Consider the following 17374-nt stretch of genomic DNA (forward strand, 5'->3'; position numbering starts at 1 on the left):
AGAATTTCGCCAGTTACCAACTGGCTGTTAACTAAAGCCACAAGTACGCTGTCGCTAAACTTGCGGCAGGTTTTTAGAGGCGTGTTTTTAGGCTATTATCTGCAAAACTGACCAGAAACCTTCCCTGCTTTCCTCCTGGAAACCAGTCTACGGGCGGCGTTGCTCCGTAAAAGATGCATCTTTAGCCAACCAACTCCCTCCATCTGATTTTACTGCTACATGTCTGCACCTCACTTAGAACGTCGCCTGGGGCTGGCGCAAGCCACCGCCATTAACATGATTGACATGGTGGGCATCGGGCCGTTCATCACCTTGCCCATGGTCATCGGCATGATGAACGGCCCGTACTTTCTGTATGCCTGGATTGCCGGCGCGGTGCTCTCCATTGTGGATGCCATGATTTGGAGCGAGTTGGGCGCGGCCTTCCCAAGGGCGGGCGGCAGCTACAATTTCCTGAAGGAAGCCTACGGCGAACGCGGGGCGGGCCGGTTCATGAGTTTCCTGTTTGTGTGGCAGACCATGATTCAGGCTCCGCTGGTAATCGCCTCGGCGGCCATTGGGTTTGCGTCTTATTTCTCGTATCTGGTGCCGCTTACAGACATTACCTCCAAACTGGTGAGCGGCGGTGTGGTGATTCTGATTGTGGTGCTGCTCTACCGCAAGATTGAATCCATTGGCAAAATAAGCGTGCTGCTGTGGGTGGGCGTACTACTCACCATGGCCTGGATTATTGGCGGCGGACTGGCCAACGGCAACTTCCTGCAACCGCTGCGCGAGATGAACGAGGGCCTCAAGGTGAACTACGGCTTTGTGGCGGCCATCGGGTTTGCGAGCGTGAAGACCGTGTACAGTTACCTGGGCTACTACAACATCTGCCATTTAGGGGCCGAAATCAAGAATCCGACCCAAAACATCCCGCGCAGCATGTTCTACTCCATTGCGGGCATCGCGGCACTGTACCTGCTCATGAACATCAGCGTGGTGAGCGTGGTGCCGTGGCAGGAAGCCAAAGACAGCGAGTTTGTGGTGAGCCTATTCATCCAGCGGCTGGCCGGGAACACCGCCGCTACGGTGGTCACGGTACTCATTCTGTGGGTTGCGTTTGCCTCGGTGTTCTCCGCCACGCTGGGCTACACCCGTATTCCTTACGCGGCGGCGGCCGATGGCGCTTTCTTCAAGATTTTCGCCCGGCTGCACCCTACCAAGCATTTCCCGCACATTTCTTTGCTGTTTCTGGGCGCAGTGGCGTTTGTGTTCAGCATGTTGTTCCGGCTGAGCGATGTCATCAGCGCTATTCTGGCCATGCGCATCCTCATTCAGTTCATCGGGCAGGGCGTGGGCTTGCTGCTGCTCCGGAAGAACCGCCCCAAAGAAGATTTCCCGTACAAGATGCCACTGTTCCCGCTGCCGGTGATTATTGCCTTGCTCATGTGGGCGGGCATTCTGATTTCCACGGGCTGGACGATGGTGGTCTCCGGGTTGGTGGTGATTACGCTGGGAACCATCGTGTATTTCATCAAGGCGAAACTAAACCGAGAGTGGCCCTTCCGGCCTCATACATCCGCTCAGGAAACAGGCACCCATCCTTCCGCTTAGGTTTTCTTTTCTGTCAGGTTTTGGGGCCGTTTCGTAGAAAAGGGTTCTAAAACAGAAAAGCAAGACTGAACTGCTATGAAATACAGAGAACTAGGTAATACCGGCGAAAAGCTGTCGGCGCTGGGCTTGGGTTGCATGGGCATGAGCCAGGCCTACGGCTCCCGCGACGATGCCGAATCCGTTGCCACGCTGCACCGCGCCCTGGAACTGGGCATCAACTTCTGGGACACCGCCGATGTCTACGGCCCTCACCACAACGAGGAACTCATCTCCCAGGTGCTGGTGCCCAACCGCGACAAAATCTTCATCGCCACTAAATTCGGGTTTACCCATACGCCTGATGGGAAAATGGCCTTCGATGGCTCCCCCGCGTACATGCGCACCGCCGTGGAAGGCAGCCTGAAACGCCTGAAAGTGGACGTGATTGACCTGTACTACGCCCACCGCATTGACCCCAACGTGCCCGTGGAGGAAACGGTGGGTGCCATGGCCCAACTGGTGCAGGAAGGAAAAGTGCGCTACCTGGGATTGTCCGAGGCCTCGGCTGCCTCCATCCGGAAAGCCCACGCGGTGCATCCCATTGCCGCCGTGCAGTCGGAATACTCCCTCCTCACCCGCGATGCCGAAAAAGAAGTCATTCCGTTGTGCCAGGAACTGGACATCGCATTTGTGCCGTTCAGCCCGTTGGTACGTGGCCTGGTGACCAATACCGTGAACCTGGAAAGCCTGCCCGAGGGCGATATGCGCAAATCGCTGCCTCGCTTCCAGAACCAGGACAACTGGGACAACAACCAGAAACTGGCCCACGCGTTCGCGGAGTTTGCGGCTGGCAAGAATTGTACGCCCGCCCAACTGGCGCTGGCCTGGGTCTTGGCCCAAAGCGAGAACATCATCCCGATTCCCGGCACCAAACGCCGGAAATACCTGGAGGAAAACGCCGCCGCTGTGGACGTACAACTCACCATAGAGGACATCAAAGGCCTGGAAGATTTGCTGGCCAAATACCCGCACGTGGGCGAACGTTACAACCCAGAGCAATATAGATTGGTGAATAATTGATGCGTACTGTTTTAGAGCCGATTTAACAAAACTAGCCCTAAACTAAAACAGGGCGCTTCGATGGCTCGGAATAACCTTCTATGGCGCGGAAGTTACTTCCGTGCCTTGCCTAAACATTTCTTAAGGCGCGGAAGTAAATCCGCGCCATAGAGGAATAACCCACCCCTACCCCTCCGAGGAGGGGAGTAATCTGATAATGTAGGGGCAACCCTTGTGGTTGCCCTTTCTCTGCATGATAAGCAACGCCATAGAAGAGCTAAAAGCAGATTCTCCCCTTGAGGGGAGATAAAGAGGGGTGTTAACACAGGAGAACCCGCATTTAAATGGAAGGAAAGCCATCTGTAATTTTCCTACTCTCCAACCTTGCAAAATTATCCGCAGGTGTAAACACCCCTCTTCGCTCCCCTCAAGGGGAGAATCTTTCAACTAGAGATATAGAGGTTTTGGAACTGGTTTCCGATTATGAAAGCCAAAACAGGCTTATCCAATTTTCCCCCTTACGGCACCACTACAATCTTACCTTTGGTGTGATGGCTGGCGATTTGGGCCAGGGCGTCTCCGGCACGATCCAGGGAGTAGGTTTCGCTGACGTGTACTTTGAGGGTTCCGGCCTCGGCTAGTTCGCGCAGGTGCTCCAGTTCTGTGGAGTTGGGTTCTACGAAGACGTATTGGAAGTCGAGGTTCTTGTCCAGGTCTTCGCCCGTGTTCAGGATGGATATAATTTTTCCGCCGGGTTTCAGGGCGAGGAGGCTTTGCTGCAGGGTTTCGCCGCTGGCTGCGTCAAAGATCAGGTCTACGCCGTCGGGGAAGAGGGCTTTAACGGCTTCGCCCACGTGGGTGCCGTTGTAATCAAGGGTGTGGTCAGCGCCAAGTTCCTGCATGAAGGCATGGTTTTTTTGGCTGGCAACGCCAATGACGGTGGCTCCTTTCCACTTGGCCAGCTGGATGCCCAGGTTCCCGATCCCGCCCGATGCTCCCAGGATCAGCACGGTTTGCCCGGACTGCAGTTGGCCGGCATCAAACATGGACTGGTACGCCGTGAGGCCCACCAGCGGAATACCGGCGGCTTCCTCAAAACTTAGGTTCTTAGGTTTGTGCGCCAGGTAACTCTCGGGGATGACCAGGTACTCGGCAAAAGTGCCGTGCTGCACCGTGGGCCGCCGGGCATAGGCGTACACCTCGTCGCCCACGTTAAACCGCCGGGCGCTGAACGCGCGGTCTTCCACCACGCCGGCTACGTCCCACCCCGGAATGGCCGGAAACTGAACGGGAATATGGCTGCTCAGCCAACCCGCCAGCACCGCATTGTCTACCGGGTTCACGCCGGCCGCTTTCACGCGCACCAGCACCTCGCCCTCCTGTAACTCCGGAATCTCCAGGTGACCGGTTTTTATCTGCTCTGGTCCGCCAAACGCCTCATAGAACGCCGCTTTCATTTGTTTCGCCATGGTATTTTTCGTTTTTGAATGAAGTCATGAAACTCTTTTTACCTGCTTTTGCGGGAAGTGGTTGAGGGAACCGGCTCATTTGGGCAGCACCAGAACCGGAAGAAGTTGTTCGTTTCAGGGTTACTTTTCCTAAAACGGCCCGTAAACGGAAATCGGGAATAGTGCGCCGGTAGTCCGGCAGGTATCCAATCTGTTTCTTACCTTTACCTTGCAAGCGTACCCCTATCCGCTCCGGACTGAGGCTTTCGGGCTTCGGGCTGGGCTAATCTACATGACCATATGAGCACCCAGATAGCATCTTTAGAACCCCAAGCCCTGTGGCAAAACTTCGAGGCCCTGAACGCCGTGCCCCGTCCGTCCAAGAAAGAAGAACGCGTGATCAAGTTCATCCAGGACTTCGGGAACAGCCAGGGTTTTGACACCATCACCGACGAGGTAGGCAATGTTATCATCCGGAAACCGGCCTCGCCCGGCATGGAAAACCGCCAGACCGTGGTACTGCAAAGCCACCTGGACATGGTGCACCAGAAAAACGCTGATACCGATTTTGATTTCGAGAGCCAGGGCATTGACATGTACGTGGACGGCGATTGGGTGAAAGCGAAAGGCACGACTCTGGGCGCCGACAACGGCATTGGGGTAGCCACACTTATGACGCTGCTCACCTCAAAAGACATTGCGCACCCGCCGTTGGAGTGCCTGTTCACCATTGACGAGGAAACCGGCATGACCGGTGCCATGGGCCTGAAAGGCGGCCTGCTCACCGGCTCTATCCTGCTGAACCTGGACACCGAGGATGACCGCGAACTCACCATTGGCTGCGCGGGCGGCGTGGACGTGACCGCCACCGGTTCCTACAACGAAGAACATGTTCCCTTTGACTTTGCCGGGTACCGCCTCAGCATTACGGGCCTTACCGGCGGCCACTCAGGCATGGACATCCACCTGGGCCGGGGCAACGCGAATAAACTCATGAACCGCATTCTGTACCAGGCTGCGTCCAAATTCAACGCCCGCGTGTACAGCATTGACGGCGGCAGCCTGCGGAACGCCATCCCCCGGGAGTCGTTTGCCGAGGTGGCCGTACCAGAAGCCAAAGCCGATACGTTTGAGCAGTTTGTCTTAAAACAGGCCGAAATCCTGCAGGAGGAATACGGCCTCACCGATGCCAACCTGCAGGTAGTAGCCGAGCCCATTGACCTGCCCTCCTTCGCGATTTCCTATGATTTCCAGAACCAGCTGCTCCGGGCGCTCTATGCCTGCCCCAACGGCATTTACCGCATGAGCCCGGCCATTGCGGGCCTGGTGCAGACCTCCAATAACCTGGCGCGCGTGCTGGTGAAAGACGGAACCTACTCCATCCAGTGCCTCACCCGGTCATCCGTGGACACGGAGAAAGCCGATCTGGCTCAGGCTATCCAGAGCACCTTTGAACTAGCCGGCGCCAGCGTGACCCTGAAAGGCTCCTACCCCGGCTGGACGCCAAAGCCCGATGCCACCATCGTGAAAACCATGACGAACCTGTACCACGAGCTGTTCCAGGAAGCCCCGCACGTGAACGCCTGCCACGCCGGTCTGGAATGTGGTATTCTGGGCACCCATTATCCCGAAATGGAAATGATCTCCTTCGGCCCCAACATCACCGGTGCCCACTCCCCGGATGAAAAAGTCCAGATCAGTTCCGTCCAGAAATACTGGAACTTCTTGCTGGAAACCCTGAAGCAGATCCCGGAAAAGGCGTAAACTATTCTGCCCTGTTTCCAGCTCCCTCCTCAATTAAGAGGGAGCTGGAAACAGGGCTGGCGTAGACACTCGTAGGTCTGAAAGACGCTACGAGGTCTTTTGAGTTGGCGGCATTGCCGTTTGAAATGGAATGCGCCTGCCTTTGAGGAGGGGAATACGTTTTGAATAAGAAAGCAATGCGTGGTGGAGACAAGGCATGCCTTGTCTCTACGGTATCTGATGTTAATATCTGTTGACTTTCCCTTTTCCAGCCTTCCGGCCTCGCGCCTTTGTTTTAGACCTGGTGCCGCGCATGCGGCAGGCCTGCTGGCCAAGGCTAAAACAACAGCGCGAACCCGGAAGGCGGGGCCTCGCGGCCGTGAGCGCACGAAGGAAACCATGCAACAACCCAGCTCCTGCACCCACGCCAACAGCGGCCCTTCGCCAGCAAAAGCAAACGGCATGCACTAACACAAACGGGCTACATGCACTATTCAGCTTAAGCAAAAGGCCACTCATTTAGTACCTCAACCCCTTCCTTTCTTCAAGGAAAATTTCAAAGAACCACTTCCCCAGTCATGTCAGAATCTGAACACCTTCCCCAATTCACGCCGCAGCCCAAAGCCACGTTATCAGAGCTTCAGCAACAGTTTAACGCCAGCATCCAGACCATTGACCACCTGAAATCGCAACTGGCCGAGCGGGCCCGGATCATAGAACTGGCGCGGGCAAGGGTGCAGAAAGAGGTGCAGCCGCTCGTGCGGGAAATGGTGGCGCGGCGGGTGAAGTTGGTGCAGCTCCTGGATGAGACGTACCTGCGGGAAGAGTTGCCGCGCCTGGAAAAAGAGAAACTGGCGGAATTCATCAGGGAACAAGCTGCGGCGCTGGTGCACCAGTATGACGCCGACGAACTAGCCGAGCTCCTGCACCGGTACACGGCCCCACCGGAGACAGCTCCTGCCTCCCCCCCAGACGCAATCAAAACCGAAACACAGAATCTGCTCAAGAACGTGCTAGGGCTGGACGTGAACCTGGAAGACCTTTCCAACCTGGAGGCGTTTCAGGCCAAATTGGAGCAGCAGATGCAGGAGGAACAGGAACGGCGCGAGGCCCAGCGCACGCATCGGCAGAAATCCAAGGCACAACTGGCCAAGGAAGCGAAACTGAAAGCCCAATTGGAGAGCATCAGCAAGGCCAGCCGCCGGCTGTACACCACCCTGGCCAAACTCCTGCACCCTGACCGCGAGCGCGACGCCACCGCCCGTATCTGGAAGGAAGAGGCCATGAAGAAAGTGACCATCGCGTACCACCAGGACGATTTCTTTGAGTTACTGCGCCTGCAGATGGAGTTTATGCACGAGCAGGAGCAGCTGCTCACCCAGGTCCCCGAAGACCAGCTGACCTACTACGTACAGCTGCTGCAGGAACAGATCCAGGAAATGGAAGACGAGCACAGCAATTACTACATGGGCCCCGATGCGCAGCTTTACCAGGAGTTCGGCGGCACGCCCAAGCAGATGGAAACCAAGTTCAGAAGCGCCAAAAAAGGCCTGCGCGAAGAAATTCAGCACCTGGATTACGCCCTTTCAGATTTCAGCGATCCTGCTTCTGTGCGCGATTTCCTAAAACGCCTCTAAAACGTTTGCGCGTCTGTAAAAAAATCTGTAGTTTAAGACATTGTTGTACAATCTGTTCTAAAAAGCACAGGCAAAACAAGCATTTCAGACAGCTTCGTGAGTGACCGGCAGACCAACCCAGTTCCGGGGATCTACGTATAGGTATTCATATATAGGATAACTTCTAAAACTGGAAATCATGCACGAAGCAGAATATAGAGCACGCGGAAACTGGAACGAAGTGAAAGGCAAAATGAAACAAGCCTACGGCGACCTTTCCGATGACGATCTCGCCTATGACGAAGGTCAGGAGGATGAGTGGCTGGGCAAGCTCCAGCAAAGAATAGGCAAAGCGAAACATGAGTTGAAATCTTGGATTGACTCTCTCTAGCTTTCTCTAATTTGTGTAAATCCCTTGCTCAGCCTGTCCGGTAGAGCAGGGATTTTTGCGTTACGGGCCCTTCTGCTGCCTGTTTATCGCCTTGTTTCCCCAAAACGGCCCTAAAACGAATTCCTGCCTTTGGGAAGCGATTTTTTCAGCAAATAATTTCTGCCCTCCCCGCCCGAAACGGATGGAAGTACGAAGCAGATTTCTGTTCTTTGCTCCCCCTAACGTTTTCTATGATCTTATATCAGAACGGACTGATTCAGCTGGAGTACCAACCGTCCACCGACATCCTGCGGGTGACGCTCCCCAATGCGCAGCACATCGGGCTCACAGAGTTGCAACGCTCCCTGGACACCATTGCCGGGTACATTCAGAGTTATGACGTGAAGAACCTGTTACTGAACAGCAGCAATACTGTTTTGCACGACCTGGATGACACTGCTTACCGAGAGATGGTGGTCCGGTTTTTCACCGACCTGAAGCGAACCAGACTGCAACGCATTGCCCGCATCGGTACCTCATCGGCGGCTCACGAGATGCGTTCCGCCGTCCTCACCTCTGCGCTGGAGCAAGAAATGATCACCTCCTTTATCCTGGAGTCGTTCCCTAATGAGGGCGTTGCGCTGCAGTGGCTTCAGGAAGAGAAGTAAACCTACCACTTCTGCCGTTTACTTTCCATTTCAGGAACGTTCTGGCGAGTTATGCTACACTCCTGCTTCTCTGGTTATTGTATCTGCCGGTGGCTCCACGCTTTTCTATGGCTCTTTTCTTACTATTCCAACTATTTTATACTCACGAGTATATAACTCCTTCTTCTACCTTCCTCTCAGGACATAGCCCACTATGGCGCGGAAGTTACTTCCGTGCCTAAAAAAGAATCTGGTAGTCACGGAAGTAACTTCCGCGCCATAGTGACCTAAAGTGGGGAAGACTTAATACCTATTACTTAAGACCTATTATCGGTTTCGGTATAAAAGTATTAGTTATATGTTTTATGCCTGATTTTCTGAAAACGGCCCTAAAACAGGAAGACCCGCTCCTGGGAGCGGGTCTTCCTGTTTTAGGCGGCAAGCTTCTACTGCAGCTGGGCGATCTGCATGGAAGGGTTTGCTTTGGCAAAAGCCTGGAAAGCTACTTTCTGCTCCGCCGATAACACTTCCAACAGGGCGGCCGTGTACTTTTTGTTGATGGCGGCCACATCGGCTTGTGGTTCTTTCACCTCTTTCATGCGGCCTTGTTCCAGTAATCTGATTTTCAGATATTGGGCTTCGTTCAACTGCAACGCGTTCGCAATTTCGCGGGCCGTCACAGTTGCCGTTTGCGGAGTATCAGCCATAGAAACTCCAAAGATCATAAAAGAGAAGGCAAGGGTTAGTAGATATTTTTTCATATTTCAATATTAAATGTGGTTTTTACTGTTTATTTAGCAAATATGTGTTTTTACCACATAATATTCTAATTATTTAGTCGAATTTTTATAAATAACCGTTTAAGGGTTCTTTTCACCGGTTAAGATTTGCTGCGCTCTTGGTTTTACTGTGCGGAAGTGTGTTTTTCAAGTTGCGTTTTATTTTATCACCTTTGCTTTCCGGAGGTTTTCCAGTGAAACCCGGTAAATCAGGACACACCTATGAAAAGGAAACGCACTGCTGCTTTGGGGTTTATCTTCGTGACCCTGCTGATAGACGTCATCGGGTTTGGGATTATTATTCCGGTACTCCCTAGGCTCATCAGTGAACTGATTCAGGGCAGCCTGAGCGAGGCCTCGTTGTACGGCGGCTGGCTCATGTTCGCCTATTCCATGACCCAGTTTATGTTCTCCCCGGTGCTGGGCAACCTGTCAGACCGCTTCGGCCGGCGTCCGGTGCTGCTGTTCTCGCTGTTCGGGTTTGGGATAGATTACATTCTGCTGGCGCTGGCCCCCAACATTGGCTGGCTCTTCATTGGCAGAATCATAGCCGGCATCACCGGGGCCAGCATGACCACCGCCACCGCTTATATTGCAGACATCAGCACGCCGGAGAAACGGGCGCAGAACTTCGGGATGGTAGGCGCGGCGTTTGGGTTGGGGTTTATCATCGGGCCGGTCATTGGCGGGGTACTGGGGCAGTTTGGGCCCAGGGTGCCTTTCTACGCCGCCGCGGCCATCACGCTGCTCAATTGGCTGTACGGATACTTCATTCTGCCGGAATCTCTTTCGCCGGAACTGCGGCGTCCCTTTGAACTGAGACGGGCCAACCCGGTGGGTTCTCTCCTGCAACTCAAGCGTTATCCGGTGGTGGCCGGACTGGTAGGCGCCCTCATTTTTGTGTACATCGCGGCGCATTCCACGCAAAGCACCTGGTCATATTACACCATGGAGAAATTCCAGTGGAACGAGGCGTGGGTGGGCTATTCGCTGGGCGCGGTGGGGCTGATGGTGGCCATTGTGCAGGGCGGCCTCATCCGGTTCATTAATCCGGCCCTGGGGCCTAAGCGATCGGTTTACTTCGGGCTGGCGTTGTACGCGCTGGGTTTTCTGCTTTTCGCGTTTGCCTCCCAGCCCTGGATGATGTTCGCGTTTCTGGTACCGTACTGCCTGGGCGGCATTGCGGGCCCGGCCTTACAGGGCATCATCTCCACGCAGGTTCCCGCCAACGAGCAGGGCGAGTTGCAGGGAGGGCTCACCGGCCTGGTTAGCGCCACTTCCATTGTGGGGCCGCCGCTCATGACGTACCTTTTCGCGTACTTCACCGGCGCAAACGCTCCGGTGTATTTTCCCGGTGCGCCGTTCCTGATGGGGGCCGTGCTCACGGTGATCAGTGTGGTGCTGGCGGTGCGTTCGCTGTCGCGGCAAGATCTGCAGGTTACTGCGCAAACTCCGCCGCAGGACCTGGTTCCGGTACCCGATGAGGCTCCGGCGGTGGCTCCCGGCCTTACAAAATAGACAAGACGTTCTCCGGGGGCCTTCCGATCACCGCCTTCTCGCCGTTCACCACAATGGGCCGCTCAATCAACACGGGGTTCTGGGCCAACACCTGGAGCCACTCCTCTGGGGTGAGGTGCTGGGTCGCATACACTTCTTTGTAGAGCTTCTCCCCTTTCCGGAGGATGTCTTCGGGCCCTAGCTGGAGTTTGGCCAGTACCTCTCTTAACTCTTCCACGGAGGGCGTAGCCGTGAGGTACGGGACAATCTTTACCTCCTGCCCGTGCTTCTGGAGCAGTTCCAGGGCTTGGCGGCTTTTGCTGCAGCGGTTGTTATGGTAAATGGTGACCATGGTTTTCAAGTTAACGTGACGGCGTACCTGCGCCTGAAAAGAAGCTTTCCGGGGCTTTGCCGGGCTCTCAACAAGGCGCAAGCTCCGGTCCAAAGATAGGCGAGATCGTTTACATTTCCTGTTTCCTGCGCCAGCAGGAGCGCGCGAGAACCTGCCCGGCCGTTTTAGGCTTCTTTTCCTGAAAACAGGTAAAAACCCTTCTCACGCTCCTAAGAGTTACTGCCGGAAACCTCTCCTTCTGGAAATTGAGCCGTATCTTTGGCAGCACCTCAGCACTACCTAACTAATACGTTGTCATGCTTTACAGTTTCACCAATGACTACAGCGAAGGCTGTCACCCCAACATCCTCCAACGCCTGACGGAAACCAACCTCACGCAGCAGGCCGGCTACGGAAACGATGCGTTCACCCTGGAATCAGTGGCGGCCATCAAGCAACTGTGCCAGCGCCCCGAGGTAGACGTGCATCTGGTGGCAGGCGGAACGCTGGCGAACCTCATTGTGCTGGGGGCTTTCCTGAAAACGTACGAATCGGTGATAGCCGCTGAGACCGGGCACATCAACCAGCATGAGGCCGGCGCCATTGAAGCCACCGGGCACAAAATTGAAACCGTGGCTACCCCCGATGGCAAACTCCGCCCGGAGGCCATCCGGCCGCTCATCAACAAGTTTCCCGAGTACCACACCGTGAAACCCCGGATTGTGTATATCTCCAACTCCACCGAGATCGGGACCATTTACACGAAGCGCGAATTAGAGGAGCTTTCGGAATTTTGCCGCCAAAACAACCTGCTGCTGTACATGGACGGTGCCCGCATGGCGATGGCCTTAACCGCCCAGGGCAATGACCTCACCCTCGCGGACATCGCCGCCCTCACGGATATCTTCTACCTGGGGGCCACCAAATGCGGCGGCCTCATCGGCGAAGCTATTGTGCTGGCGAACGTGAGCCTCCAGAAAGACTTCAAATACTACATCAAGCAGCGGGGCGCGCTCATGGCCAAAGGACGGCTCTTCGGGATGCAGTTCGCCGAGCTGCTGCGCGACAACCTCATGTTTGAACTGGCTGGCCACGCCAATGCCATGGCGCAACGCATGGCGTCGCAACTGCAACGCCTGGGCTATTCTTTCCTCACCCAATCGCAGACGAATCAAATCTTCCCCATTCTGCCGGATGCCCTGATTACGGAGCTCTCCAAGAAATACGGGTTCTTTGTCTGGCGGAAAATGCCGGAAGGCACCTCGGCCATCCGACTGATTACGTCCTGGGCCACGCCGCAGGAACAGGTAGACCAGTTCCTGCAGGAGGTGACAGACCTTTCTGAGCGGTTGAAGTAAGCTCAGGCATGAATTCCTCTTCTCCCGTTTAGGAGCCGTTTTCAGAAAATCGGCCCCTAAACGGGATTTTCTTTTTACAGGGAGTGATTACCGGTGCTTTGCAAAAAGACACACATTACGTCCCCCTTCAAAGGATAGCGCCGTTAAGTTCAAAAAATAGAGCTGGTTCAAGTTTCCAACTTGGACCTAACATGAGCTGAAGTTTGCAACTTCAGTGAGCCGCTAGGCTCAAAATATGCATGGTGATGCTGCAATGCCTTCTCGAAGGGATTAATTCATTAAAATAGAACTTAACGGCCCTACCCCTTTCAAAGGGGTACGATATGCGTGTGATCTACTGGCACGTAAGGTCAACTACAAAGCATGTAACTAGCTTTTACTAATTAGGTGAGCCCGCTAGTTTTCAGCCACTTTTCTAATAAGACCTTTAAAACAGCCTTCCGTCTGGCACACTTCACCCATCACTTCAGGCGGTGTATTTCCGGGTTGATTCTGAAAAAACACGCTTACAACCGATTTTGGAAAACGGACATAGGGGCCAGCCGGGGTGCGCTGGTCTAGGAAAGGAAATGTAACCAGGACTACCGCCTCAGTAAGGCCGTTCGTCCTTTTCCTCTACATCCATTTAATTTCTCTTACTTGAATGAAAGCTTTTTTGAAACCCCTAGCCTACTGCCTGGCGCTGGCGTTTTTAGGTTTTGCCTGTTCAGAAGAGGAGCCGGAAGCGCCCCAGCCGCCCACGAAGGCCCTCAATGAATGGGACCAGTCTATGTGGCAGATAGAACAGATTGCCACCGAGGTGGAACTGCTGGTGCGGGACACGTACCCTACCGGCAGCAATTTTCTGGCGTGTTCCTCGGTGCAGAATGCCCTGGACCCCGATGGCCTGGAAACCACGTTCACGTTCTCCGGAACGACATGCGTGGACGGGAAAACCCGAAGCGGCAAGATTTCCATGTTCACCAGCAGCAAAATCAACCTGGAGGGCGTCATTTACCTGGACAACTACCAGGTGAACGGCACCACGCTGGAAGGAGCCTTTGCGTTCCAGCGGCAACAGGTATCTGGCAAAGTGCAGGTGTTGCGCCTGGTAAGCAGCAATGCGCAGGTGCTTCCGGCCAACGGTGGCTCGTTCCGGTACTCGGTGAACCGGGTAACGCACCAGACCGCGGGCACCGCCTCTCCCTATGACACCTCAGACGATGTGGTGGAAGTCTATGACGCCCAGTACAGTTGCCTGAAACAGAACGGCGCGTTTGAAGCGTCTCTGGTGGCCCCCGTGGTGCTGAAGAAAACCTGCGCGGCCCCGGCCAACTTGAAACCGGTACAGGGCAAGGTGCTGATTGAATTAACCACCGGCCAGAAAAGCACCGTCAACTTTGGGGATGGCACATGCGCGGCCCAGCCGTATGCTGAGTAATAGACCAAAGGAGCCTTCCGCCGGTCTTAGTGTGAGACAAGTGGAAGGCTCCGTTTTTATCTTGTTCAAAGAATAGGTTTGAGGTGGTGTCCTTCCCTTGCTCTACTAAGGCAATCTCCTCGGGCTGAGGCCCTGGAGTTGGTACACTCGCTGGACTAGCTCCCTTTCTTTCACCTTTCTGATGTTCTTTGACGGTTTAGGCCTGTTTTTCCGAAATCAGCCTGAAAACGCCTTCTGAGTACTATCAATTTTTTTCTCCCCCGCTGTCATATTCCGGGCGTTCGGCACACTAACTTACTGAACCGGCCAAACTACCGCGCCCATGACCGCACCTTCGGAAACGCTTTTCCTGCAACACCTGGAAACCGACAAAGAACGGATTTTCCGGATTTGCCGCTCGTACGCGCAAGACCACCAGGAGGCGCAGGACTTGTTTCAGGAAACGGTTTTGCAGATCTGGAAATCCTGGGCCTCGTTCCGGGGCGAGGCGCAGGTACGTACCTGGGTGTACCGCATCACCCTGAACGTCTGCCTGCAAGCCCGCCATAAAAACCGGAAAGCGCAGAAACGCACCCGTCCGCTGGATAGCATCCAGTTCATGAACCTGCCCGAGGCCCCGCCGGAACCGGAGAAAGAAGCGCAACTCCAGGCCCTGCACGCCTGCATCCAGAAACTGAACGACACAGACCGTTCGCTGGTGCTGCTGTACTTAGAAGACTTGCCCTACAAAGAGATCGCCGCTGTGACCGGCCTCACCGAAAACCACGTGGCCGTGAAGATGAAACGCATCAGAGAAAAACTGTTCACCTGTTTAAGCCCCGCCGTATGCTAGACCAAGATTTGAAGAACCTGTGGCAGAACGCCCGCCCGCAAGACCAGATTCACCTGAACCAGCATTTGCTGCTGCAGGAAGTAAGCCAGGAGGCCAAAACCGTAGACCAAAAGATACGCCAACGCGACCGCACCGAGATAGCCGTTGCGCTTATCATGATTCCGCTGTTTGGGCTAGTGGCTTGGCGCCTGCCCTTTCCACTAACCAAACTAGGAGCAGCACTGGTCATTCCGTGGTGTTTGCTTGTCATCTACCAGTTGAAGCGCGCGCGCCGTCACAGCGTGCAGAATTTCTCGACCCCGTTAGTCCACTATCTTCATCAGTACCGACGTTACCTGCAAGACCAAATACAACTGCTGAAAGGTGTCCTGTTTTGGTACATGCTGCCGTTCAGTGTGTGTTTAGTGCTCTATTTCATGGGTTTCTCTTCTAGTCCAGCGGGACTGGCCATGTATGTAACATTTATTGTGGTCATGAACGTGCTCATCTACTTCAATAACCGAAACGCGTTAAAGCAAGACTTGGAACCGCTGCTGGAGAAAGTAGACCGCACCATCGCCTCGCTGGAGAAAGCGGAGTAAGGGTTTGCGCACCCCTCCTGCTTTGGAGCCGTTTTCCGGAAAACGGCCCCAAAGCAGGAGTTTATCAAAGAAATCATCCACCCGCCCAGCGAAACCTGAGGTATCCATCAACCGACAACAAATAGAAATTATCCTCTGATTCTTCTGGCATGACAAATGTCCTTTCCTGTGTTTGGAGAAGGCCGTACGTTTGTGGCATGGAAGAGCATTTCTATACCGAGTACCGCACCAAGATCACGTCGTTCCTGCAAACGAACGGGGCCTTGCTGGCGCGTTACCAGATCAGGGAGGTCAGTCTAGCGGCGCAGGAGACACTTTTGCAGCAAGGCACCCCGCCCAAGGGAGTCTATATCTTAGCCTCGGGGTTGGTGAAGGTGACCAGAACCACCGCCGCCGGGCAGCAGTTCACCCTGGGCGTGTTTGGCCCCGGCGAAGTGGAGGGTGACGTGGAAGCGCTCATGCACATGCCCCATTTCTGCACGGTACAGGCCCTCACCGCGTGCCGGTTCTTCCACATCAGCAGTGAACGGTTTCTCCAGATGCTGGCCCAGGAACAGGAGTTCAACCTGCTCATGCACCGTTCCATCGCTTCCAAAATGCTGAACACCTCGTTGCAGAGTTCCATCCAGAACACCAACCGGCTGTACTATACTTTGCTCATTGTGCTGCGGGAGCTTTCCCGCCTCAACGAGTTGCAGATTTCCAAGCCGCTGCTCACCGAGCTGCTGGGCACTTCGCAACGCAACCTGAACCGGTTGCTGGGTCAATTGGAGGAGGAAAACCTTGTAAAAATGAAAGGAACCCTGGTCGCGCAGATGAACCGACCGGGCATTGAAAAAAGAATTGAAACCTATGACTTCGAAATACAATAAACACCCGTTCCCGGTAGAGGGCTGGGCCCGCGAGGAGCAGTTCCGCTTCTTCAAGACCTTTACCCAACCGTTTTTCAACGTGCACACCCAGGTAGACATTACGCCGTTGTACCACCGCTGCAAACAACAGAACCACTCCGTTTTCCTGGGCTATCTGTACGCCACGCTGGAAGCGGCCCGGGCCACCGAGAGTTTCCGGCTGCGGCTGGAGGGCGAGGCGGTGGTCCTTTACGAGGGGGTGGACCTTTCCACCACCGTGCTGCGGCACGACCATTCCATCTCGTTCGTGAGTTTGCCGCATCAGCCTTCGCTGGCCGAGTTCTGCGCCCACTCCCGGGATTTAATCTCGGCCGCGCAGGCCGGAAAGCAACTGTTCGTCGGGCACCAGGGTCCTGACCTGCTGCACCTCACCACTTTGCCCTGGTTTAAATCCACGGGCATAGAGCACGCTTATTCTGTGAATCCGCAGGAAGCCGGCGTGCCTAAAATTGCCTTCGGGCAGCTGGAGGTGCAGCCTGGGAAAGTCATTCTGCCGCTGAGTATCGCCCTGCACCACGCCCTCGCCGATGGCTACCACGTGCACCTGTTCCTCCAGCAGATGCAACGCGTGATCCAGGACCTGGCGGAAGAATTTTCAAACGAAATGCCTGTGCAAGAGGAACCCGTTTTACCGGTATTTTCAGAAAATCGGCTCTAAAACAGGAAAACCCTTATCTTTTCGGGTCGGCGTCCGTTACATTCCCATTCCATCATCCTCAACTCTGACTGACATGACGCAACGGGAAGTAACCGACCAAGACAACCTCACCTGGACCTGCGTGCAGGCCTACGCCGGACTGGAAGGCAAAGCCGCCGAGAAAGCCACCGAACTCTCTGCATCTGAAGAGGGCACTGTCACCGTGATCTGCACGCCCAGCGGCCAGGCCCAAACCGTCCGACTGGAACTGCCCGCCAATTGGCTGGACCAAACCTCAGACGAAGAGCTCTTGCAACAGATCGCGCAGAAAAGGTAAACTATACAGAACTGTAGGGGCAATCCTTGGTGGTTGCCCTTTACGTTTGCTCTTGCATGCGGGCAACCACCAGGGATTGCCCCTACTCTCTATCGGAGATTACCCAAGTTATTACAGAAGGTCTGGCTAACTCTAAGCCATGAGGTGACCTTACCAACTCTGTTTTTCATATGAAATCCAGGAAACGGCCCTAAAACGAAGTGACTCCGTCGGGAGAACTGGTAGGCTGGTGC

General features: G+C 54.8%; 17 protein-coding genes. 14 read left to right on the forward strand and 3 right to left on the reverse strand.

The genetic code is table 11. The features are described 5' to 3' along the window. The first annotated feature begins 219 nt into the window (after window positions 1–219). Both H7U12_RS15000 and H7U12_RS15005 read left to right on the forward strand, forming a co-directional pair. Complete coding sequence (locus H7U12_RS15000) at window positions 220–1596, forward strand: APC family permease (RefSeq protein ID WP_186639433.1); 1377 nt, start codon at window positions 220–222, stop codon at window positions 1594–1596. 75 nt (window positions 1597–1671) lie between these two features. Beyond that, window positions 1672–2655: an aldo/keto reductase gene (locus H7U12_RS15005; protein ID WP_186639435.1), complete on the forward strand. Its 984-nt coding sequence runs from the start codon at window positions 1672–1674 to the stop codon at window positions 2653–2655. A 497-nt stretch (window positions 2656–3152) separates the two neighbouring features. Here H7U12_RS15005 and H7U12_RS15010 read toward each other — a convergent pair whose 3' ends face one another. Beyond that, window positions 3153–4103 carry an NADP-dependent oxidoreductase gene (locus H7U12_RS15010; RefSeq protein WP_186639437.1) on the reverse strand — a complete coding sequence of 317 codons (951 nt, stop codon included), beginning with the start codon at window positions 4101–4103 and terminating at the stop codon, window positions 3153–3155. A 279-nt stretch (window positions 4104–4382) separates the two neighbouring features. Between H7U12_RS15010 and H7U12_RS15015 the strand changes: the two genes are divergently transcribed. From H7U12_RS15015 to H7U12_RS15030, 4 genes are all read left to right on the forward strand, one after another. Further along, window positions 4383–5846 (forward strand): aminoacyl-histidine dipeptidase, encoded by a 1464-nt coding sequence (locus tag H7U12_RS15015; RefSeq protein ID WP_186639439.1) that lies wholly within the window; start codon window positions 4383–4385, stop codon window positions 5844–5846. A 557-nt stretch (window positions 5847–6403) separates the two neighbouring features. Beyond that, entirely contained in the window at window positions 6404–7462 is a 1059-nt protein-coding gene (locus H7U12_RS15020; RefSeq protein ID WP_186639441.1) for a J domain-containing protein, read from the forward strand. Between the two features lie 178 nt (window positions 7463–7640). Continuing rightward, window positions 7641–7832: a CsbD family protein gene (locus H7U12_RS15025; protein ID WP_186639443.1), complete on the forward strand. Its 192-nt coding sequence runs from the start codon at window positions 7641–7643 to the stop codon at window positions 7830–7832. Window positions 7833–8062: 230 nt separating this feature from the next. Further along, the gene (locus tag H7U12_RS15030) at window positions 8063–8479 is read left to right on the forward strand and encodes a hypothetical protein (RefSeq protein WP_186639445.1); all 417 of its coding nucleotides are present in this window, start codon (window positions 8063–8065) and stop codon (window positions 8477–8479) included. Between the two features lie 425 nt (window positions 8480–8904). On the opposite strand, the gene H7U12_RS15035 is transcribed toward H7U12_RS15030, so the two are convergent. Then, window positions 8905–9183, reverse strand: a complete 279-nt coding sequence (locus tag H7U12_RS15035) for a hypothetical protein (protein WP_186639447.1) — start codon at window positions 9181–9183, stop codon at window positions 8905–8907. Between the two features lie 276 nt (window positions 9184–9459). Here H7U12_RS15035 and H7U12_RS15040 point away from each other — a divergent pair, with 276 nt between their 5' ends. After that, window positions 9460–10755 carry a TCR/Tet family MFS transporter gene (locus tag H7U12_RS15040; RefSeq protein WP_186639449.1) on the forward strand — a complete coding sequence of 432 codons (1296 nt, stop codon included), beginning with the start codon at window positions 9460–9462 and terminating at the stop codon, window positions 10753–10755. Here the strand turns inward: H7U12_RS15040 and arsC are convergent. Further along, entirely contained in the window at window positions 10745–11086 is a 342-nt protein-coding gene (gene arsC / locus H7U12_RS15045; protein ID WP_186639451.1) for an arsenate reductase (glutaredoxin), read from the reverse strand. The genes H7U12_RS15040 and arsC overlap by 11 nt on opposite strands. 296 nt (window positions 11087–11382) lie before the next feature. Here arsC and H7U12_RS15050 point away from each other — a divergent pair, with 296 nt between their 5' ends. The 7 genes from H7U12_RS15050 to H7U12_RS15080 all read left to right on the forward strand — a co-directional run bounded on the left by H7U12_RS15050 (window position 11383) and on the right by H7U12_RS15080 (window position 17141). Further along, the gene (locus H7U12_RS15050; RefSeq protein WP_186639453.1) at window positions 11383–12423 is read left to right on the forward strand and encodes a threonine aldolase family protein; all 1041 of its coding nucleotides are present in this window, start codon (window positions 11383–11385) and stop codon (window positions 12421–12423) included. A 655-nt stretch (window positions 12424–13078) separates the two neighbouring features. Continuing rightward, window positions 13079–13843 carry a hypothetical protein gene (locus H7U12_RS15055; protein WP_186639456.1) on the forward strand — a complete coding sequence of 255 codons (765 nt, stop codon included), beginning with the start codon at window positions 13079–13081 and terminating at the stop codon, window positions 13841–13843. 322 nt (window positions 13844–14165) lie between these two features. Further along, a complete protein-coding gene (locus H7U12_RS15060; RefSeq protein WP_186639458.1) occupies window positions 14166–14675 on the forward strand; it encodes an RNA polymerase sigma factor in 510 nt (169 codons plus the stop codon). Then, complete coding sequence (locus H7U12_RS15065) at window positions 14669–15256, forward strand: hypothetical protein (protein WP_186639460.1); 588 nt, start codon at window positions 14669–14671, stop codon at window positions 15254–15256. The genes H7U12_RS15060 and H7U12_RS15065 overlap by 7 nt, the downstream gene beginning before the upstream one ends. A gap of 197 nt (window positions 15257–15453) precedes the next feature. After that, entirely contained in the window at window positions 15454–16128 is a 675-nt protein-coding gene (locus tag H7U12_RS15070; RefSeq protein WP_186639462.1) for a Crp/Fnr family transcriptional regulator, read from the forward strand. Further along, window positions 16109–16825, forward strand: a complete 717-nt coding sequence (locus H7U12_RS15075; protein WP_186639464.1) for a CatA-like O-acetyltransferase — start codon at window positions 16109–16111, stop codon at window positions 16823–16825. The genes H7U12_RS15070 and H7U12_RS15075 overlap by 20 nt, the downstream gene beginning before the upstream one ends. Before the next feature lie 73 nt (window positions 16826–16898). Continuing rightward, entirely contained in the window at window positions 16899–17141 is a 243-nt protein-coding gene (locus H7U12_RS15080) for a hypothetical protein (RefSeq protein ID WP_186639466.1), read from the forward strand. The last annotated feature ends 233 nt before the right edge of the window (window positions 17142–17374 follow it).

It is taken from the genome of Rufibacter sediminis (assembly GCF_014269285.1).
GTDB lineage: Bacteria > Bacteroidota > Bacteroidia > Cytophagales > Hymenobacteraceae > Nibribacter > Nibribacter sediminis.

Excerpts from the sequence above, each read along its gene's own strand:
- H7U12_RS15060 (WP_186639458.1), top strand. The coding sequence starts at position 14,166 with ATGACCGCACCTTCGGAAACGCTTTTCCTGCAACACCTGGAAACCGAC.
- H7U12_RS15015 (WP_186639439.1), top strand. The coding sequence starts at position 4,383 with ATGAGCACCCAGATAGCATCTTTAGAACCCCAAGCCCTGTGGCAAAAC.
- H7U12_RS15020 (WP_186639441.1), top strand. The coding sequence starts at position 6,404 with ATGTCAGAATCTGAACACCTTCCCCAATTCACGCCGCAGCCCAAAGCC.
- H7U12_RS15070 (WP_186639462.1), top strand. The coding sequence starts at position 15,454 with ATGGAAGAGCATTTCTATACCGAGTACCGCACCAAGATCACGTCGTTC.
- H7U12_RS15000 (WP_186639433.1), top strand. The coding sequence starts at position 220 with ATGTCTGCACCTCACTTAGAACGTCGCCTGGGGCTGGCGCAAGCCACC.
- H7U12_RS15005 (WP_186639435.1), top strand. The coding sequence starts at position 1,672 with ATGAAATACAGAGAACTAGGTAATACCGGCGAAAAGCTGTCGGCGCTG.
- H7U12_RS15075 (WP_186639464.1), top strand. The coding sequence starts at position 16,109 with ATGACTTCGAAATACAATAAACACCCGTTCCCGGTAGAGGGCTGGGCC.
- H7U12_RS15065 (WP_186639460.1), top strand. The coding sequence starts at position 14,669 with ATGCTAGACCAAGATTTGAAGAACCTGTGGCAGAACGCCCGCCCGCAA.
- arsC (WP_186639451.1), bottom strand. The coding sequence starts at position 11,086 with ATGGTCACCATTTACCATAACAACCGCTGCAGCAAAAGCCGCCAAGCC.
- H7U12_RS15010 (WP_186639437.1), bottom strand. The coding sequence starts at position 4,103 with ATGGCGAAACAAATGAAAGCGGCGTTCTATGAGGCGTTTGGCGGACCA.
- H7U12_RS15030 (WP_186639445.1), top strand. The coding sequence starts at position 8,063 with ATGATCTTATATCAGAACGGACTGATTCAGCTGGAGTACCAACCGTCC.
- H7U12_RS15080 (WP_186639466.1), top strand. The coding sequence starts at position 16,899 with ATGACGCAACGGGAAGTAACCGACCAAGACAACCTCACCTGGACCTGC.
- H7U12_RS15025 (WP_186639443.1), top strand. The coding sequence starts at position 7,641 with ATGCACGAAGCAGAATATAGAGCACGCGGAAACTGGAACGAAGTGAAA.
- H7U12_RS15040 (WP_186639449.1), top strand. The coding sequence starts at position 9,460 with ATGAAAAGGAAACGCACTGCTGCTTTGGGGTTTATCTTCGTGACCCTG.
- H7U12_RS15035 (WP_186639447.1), bottom strand. The coding sequence starts at position 9,183 with ATGATCTTTGGAGTTTCTATGGCTGATACTCCGCAAACGGCAACTGTG.
- H7U12_RS15050 (WP_186639453.1), top strand. The coding sequence starts at position 11,383 with ATGCTTTACAGTTTCACCAATGACTACAGCGAAGGCTGTCACCCCAAC.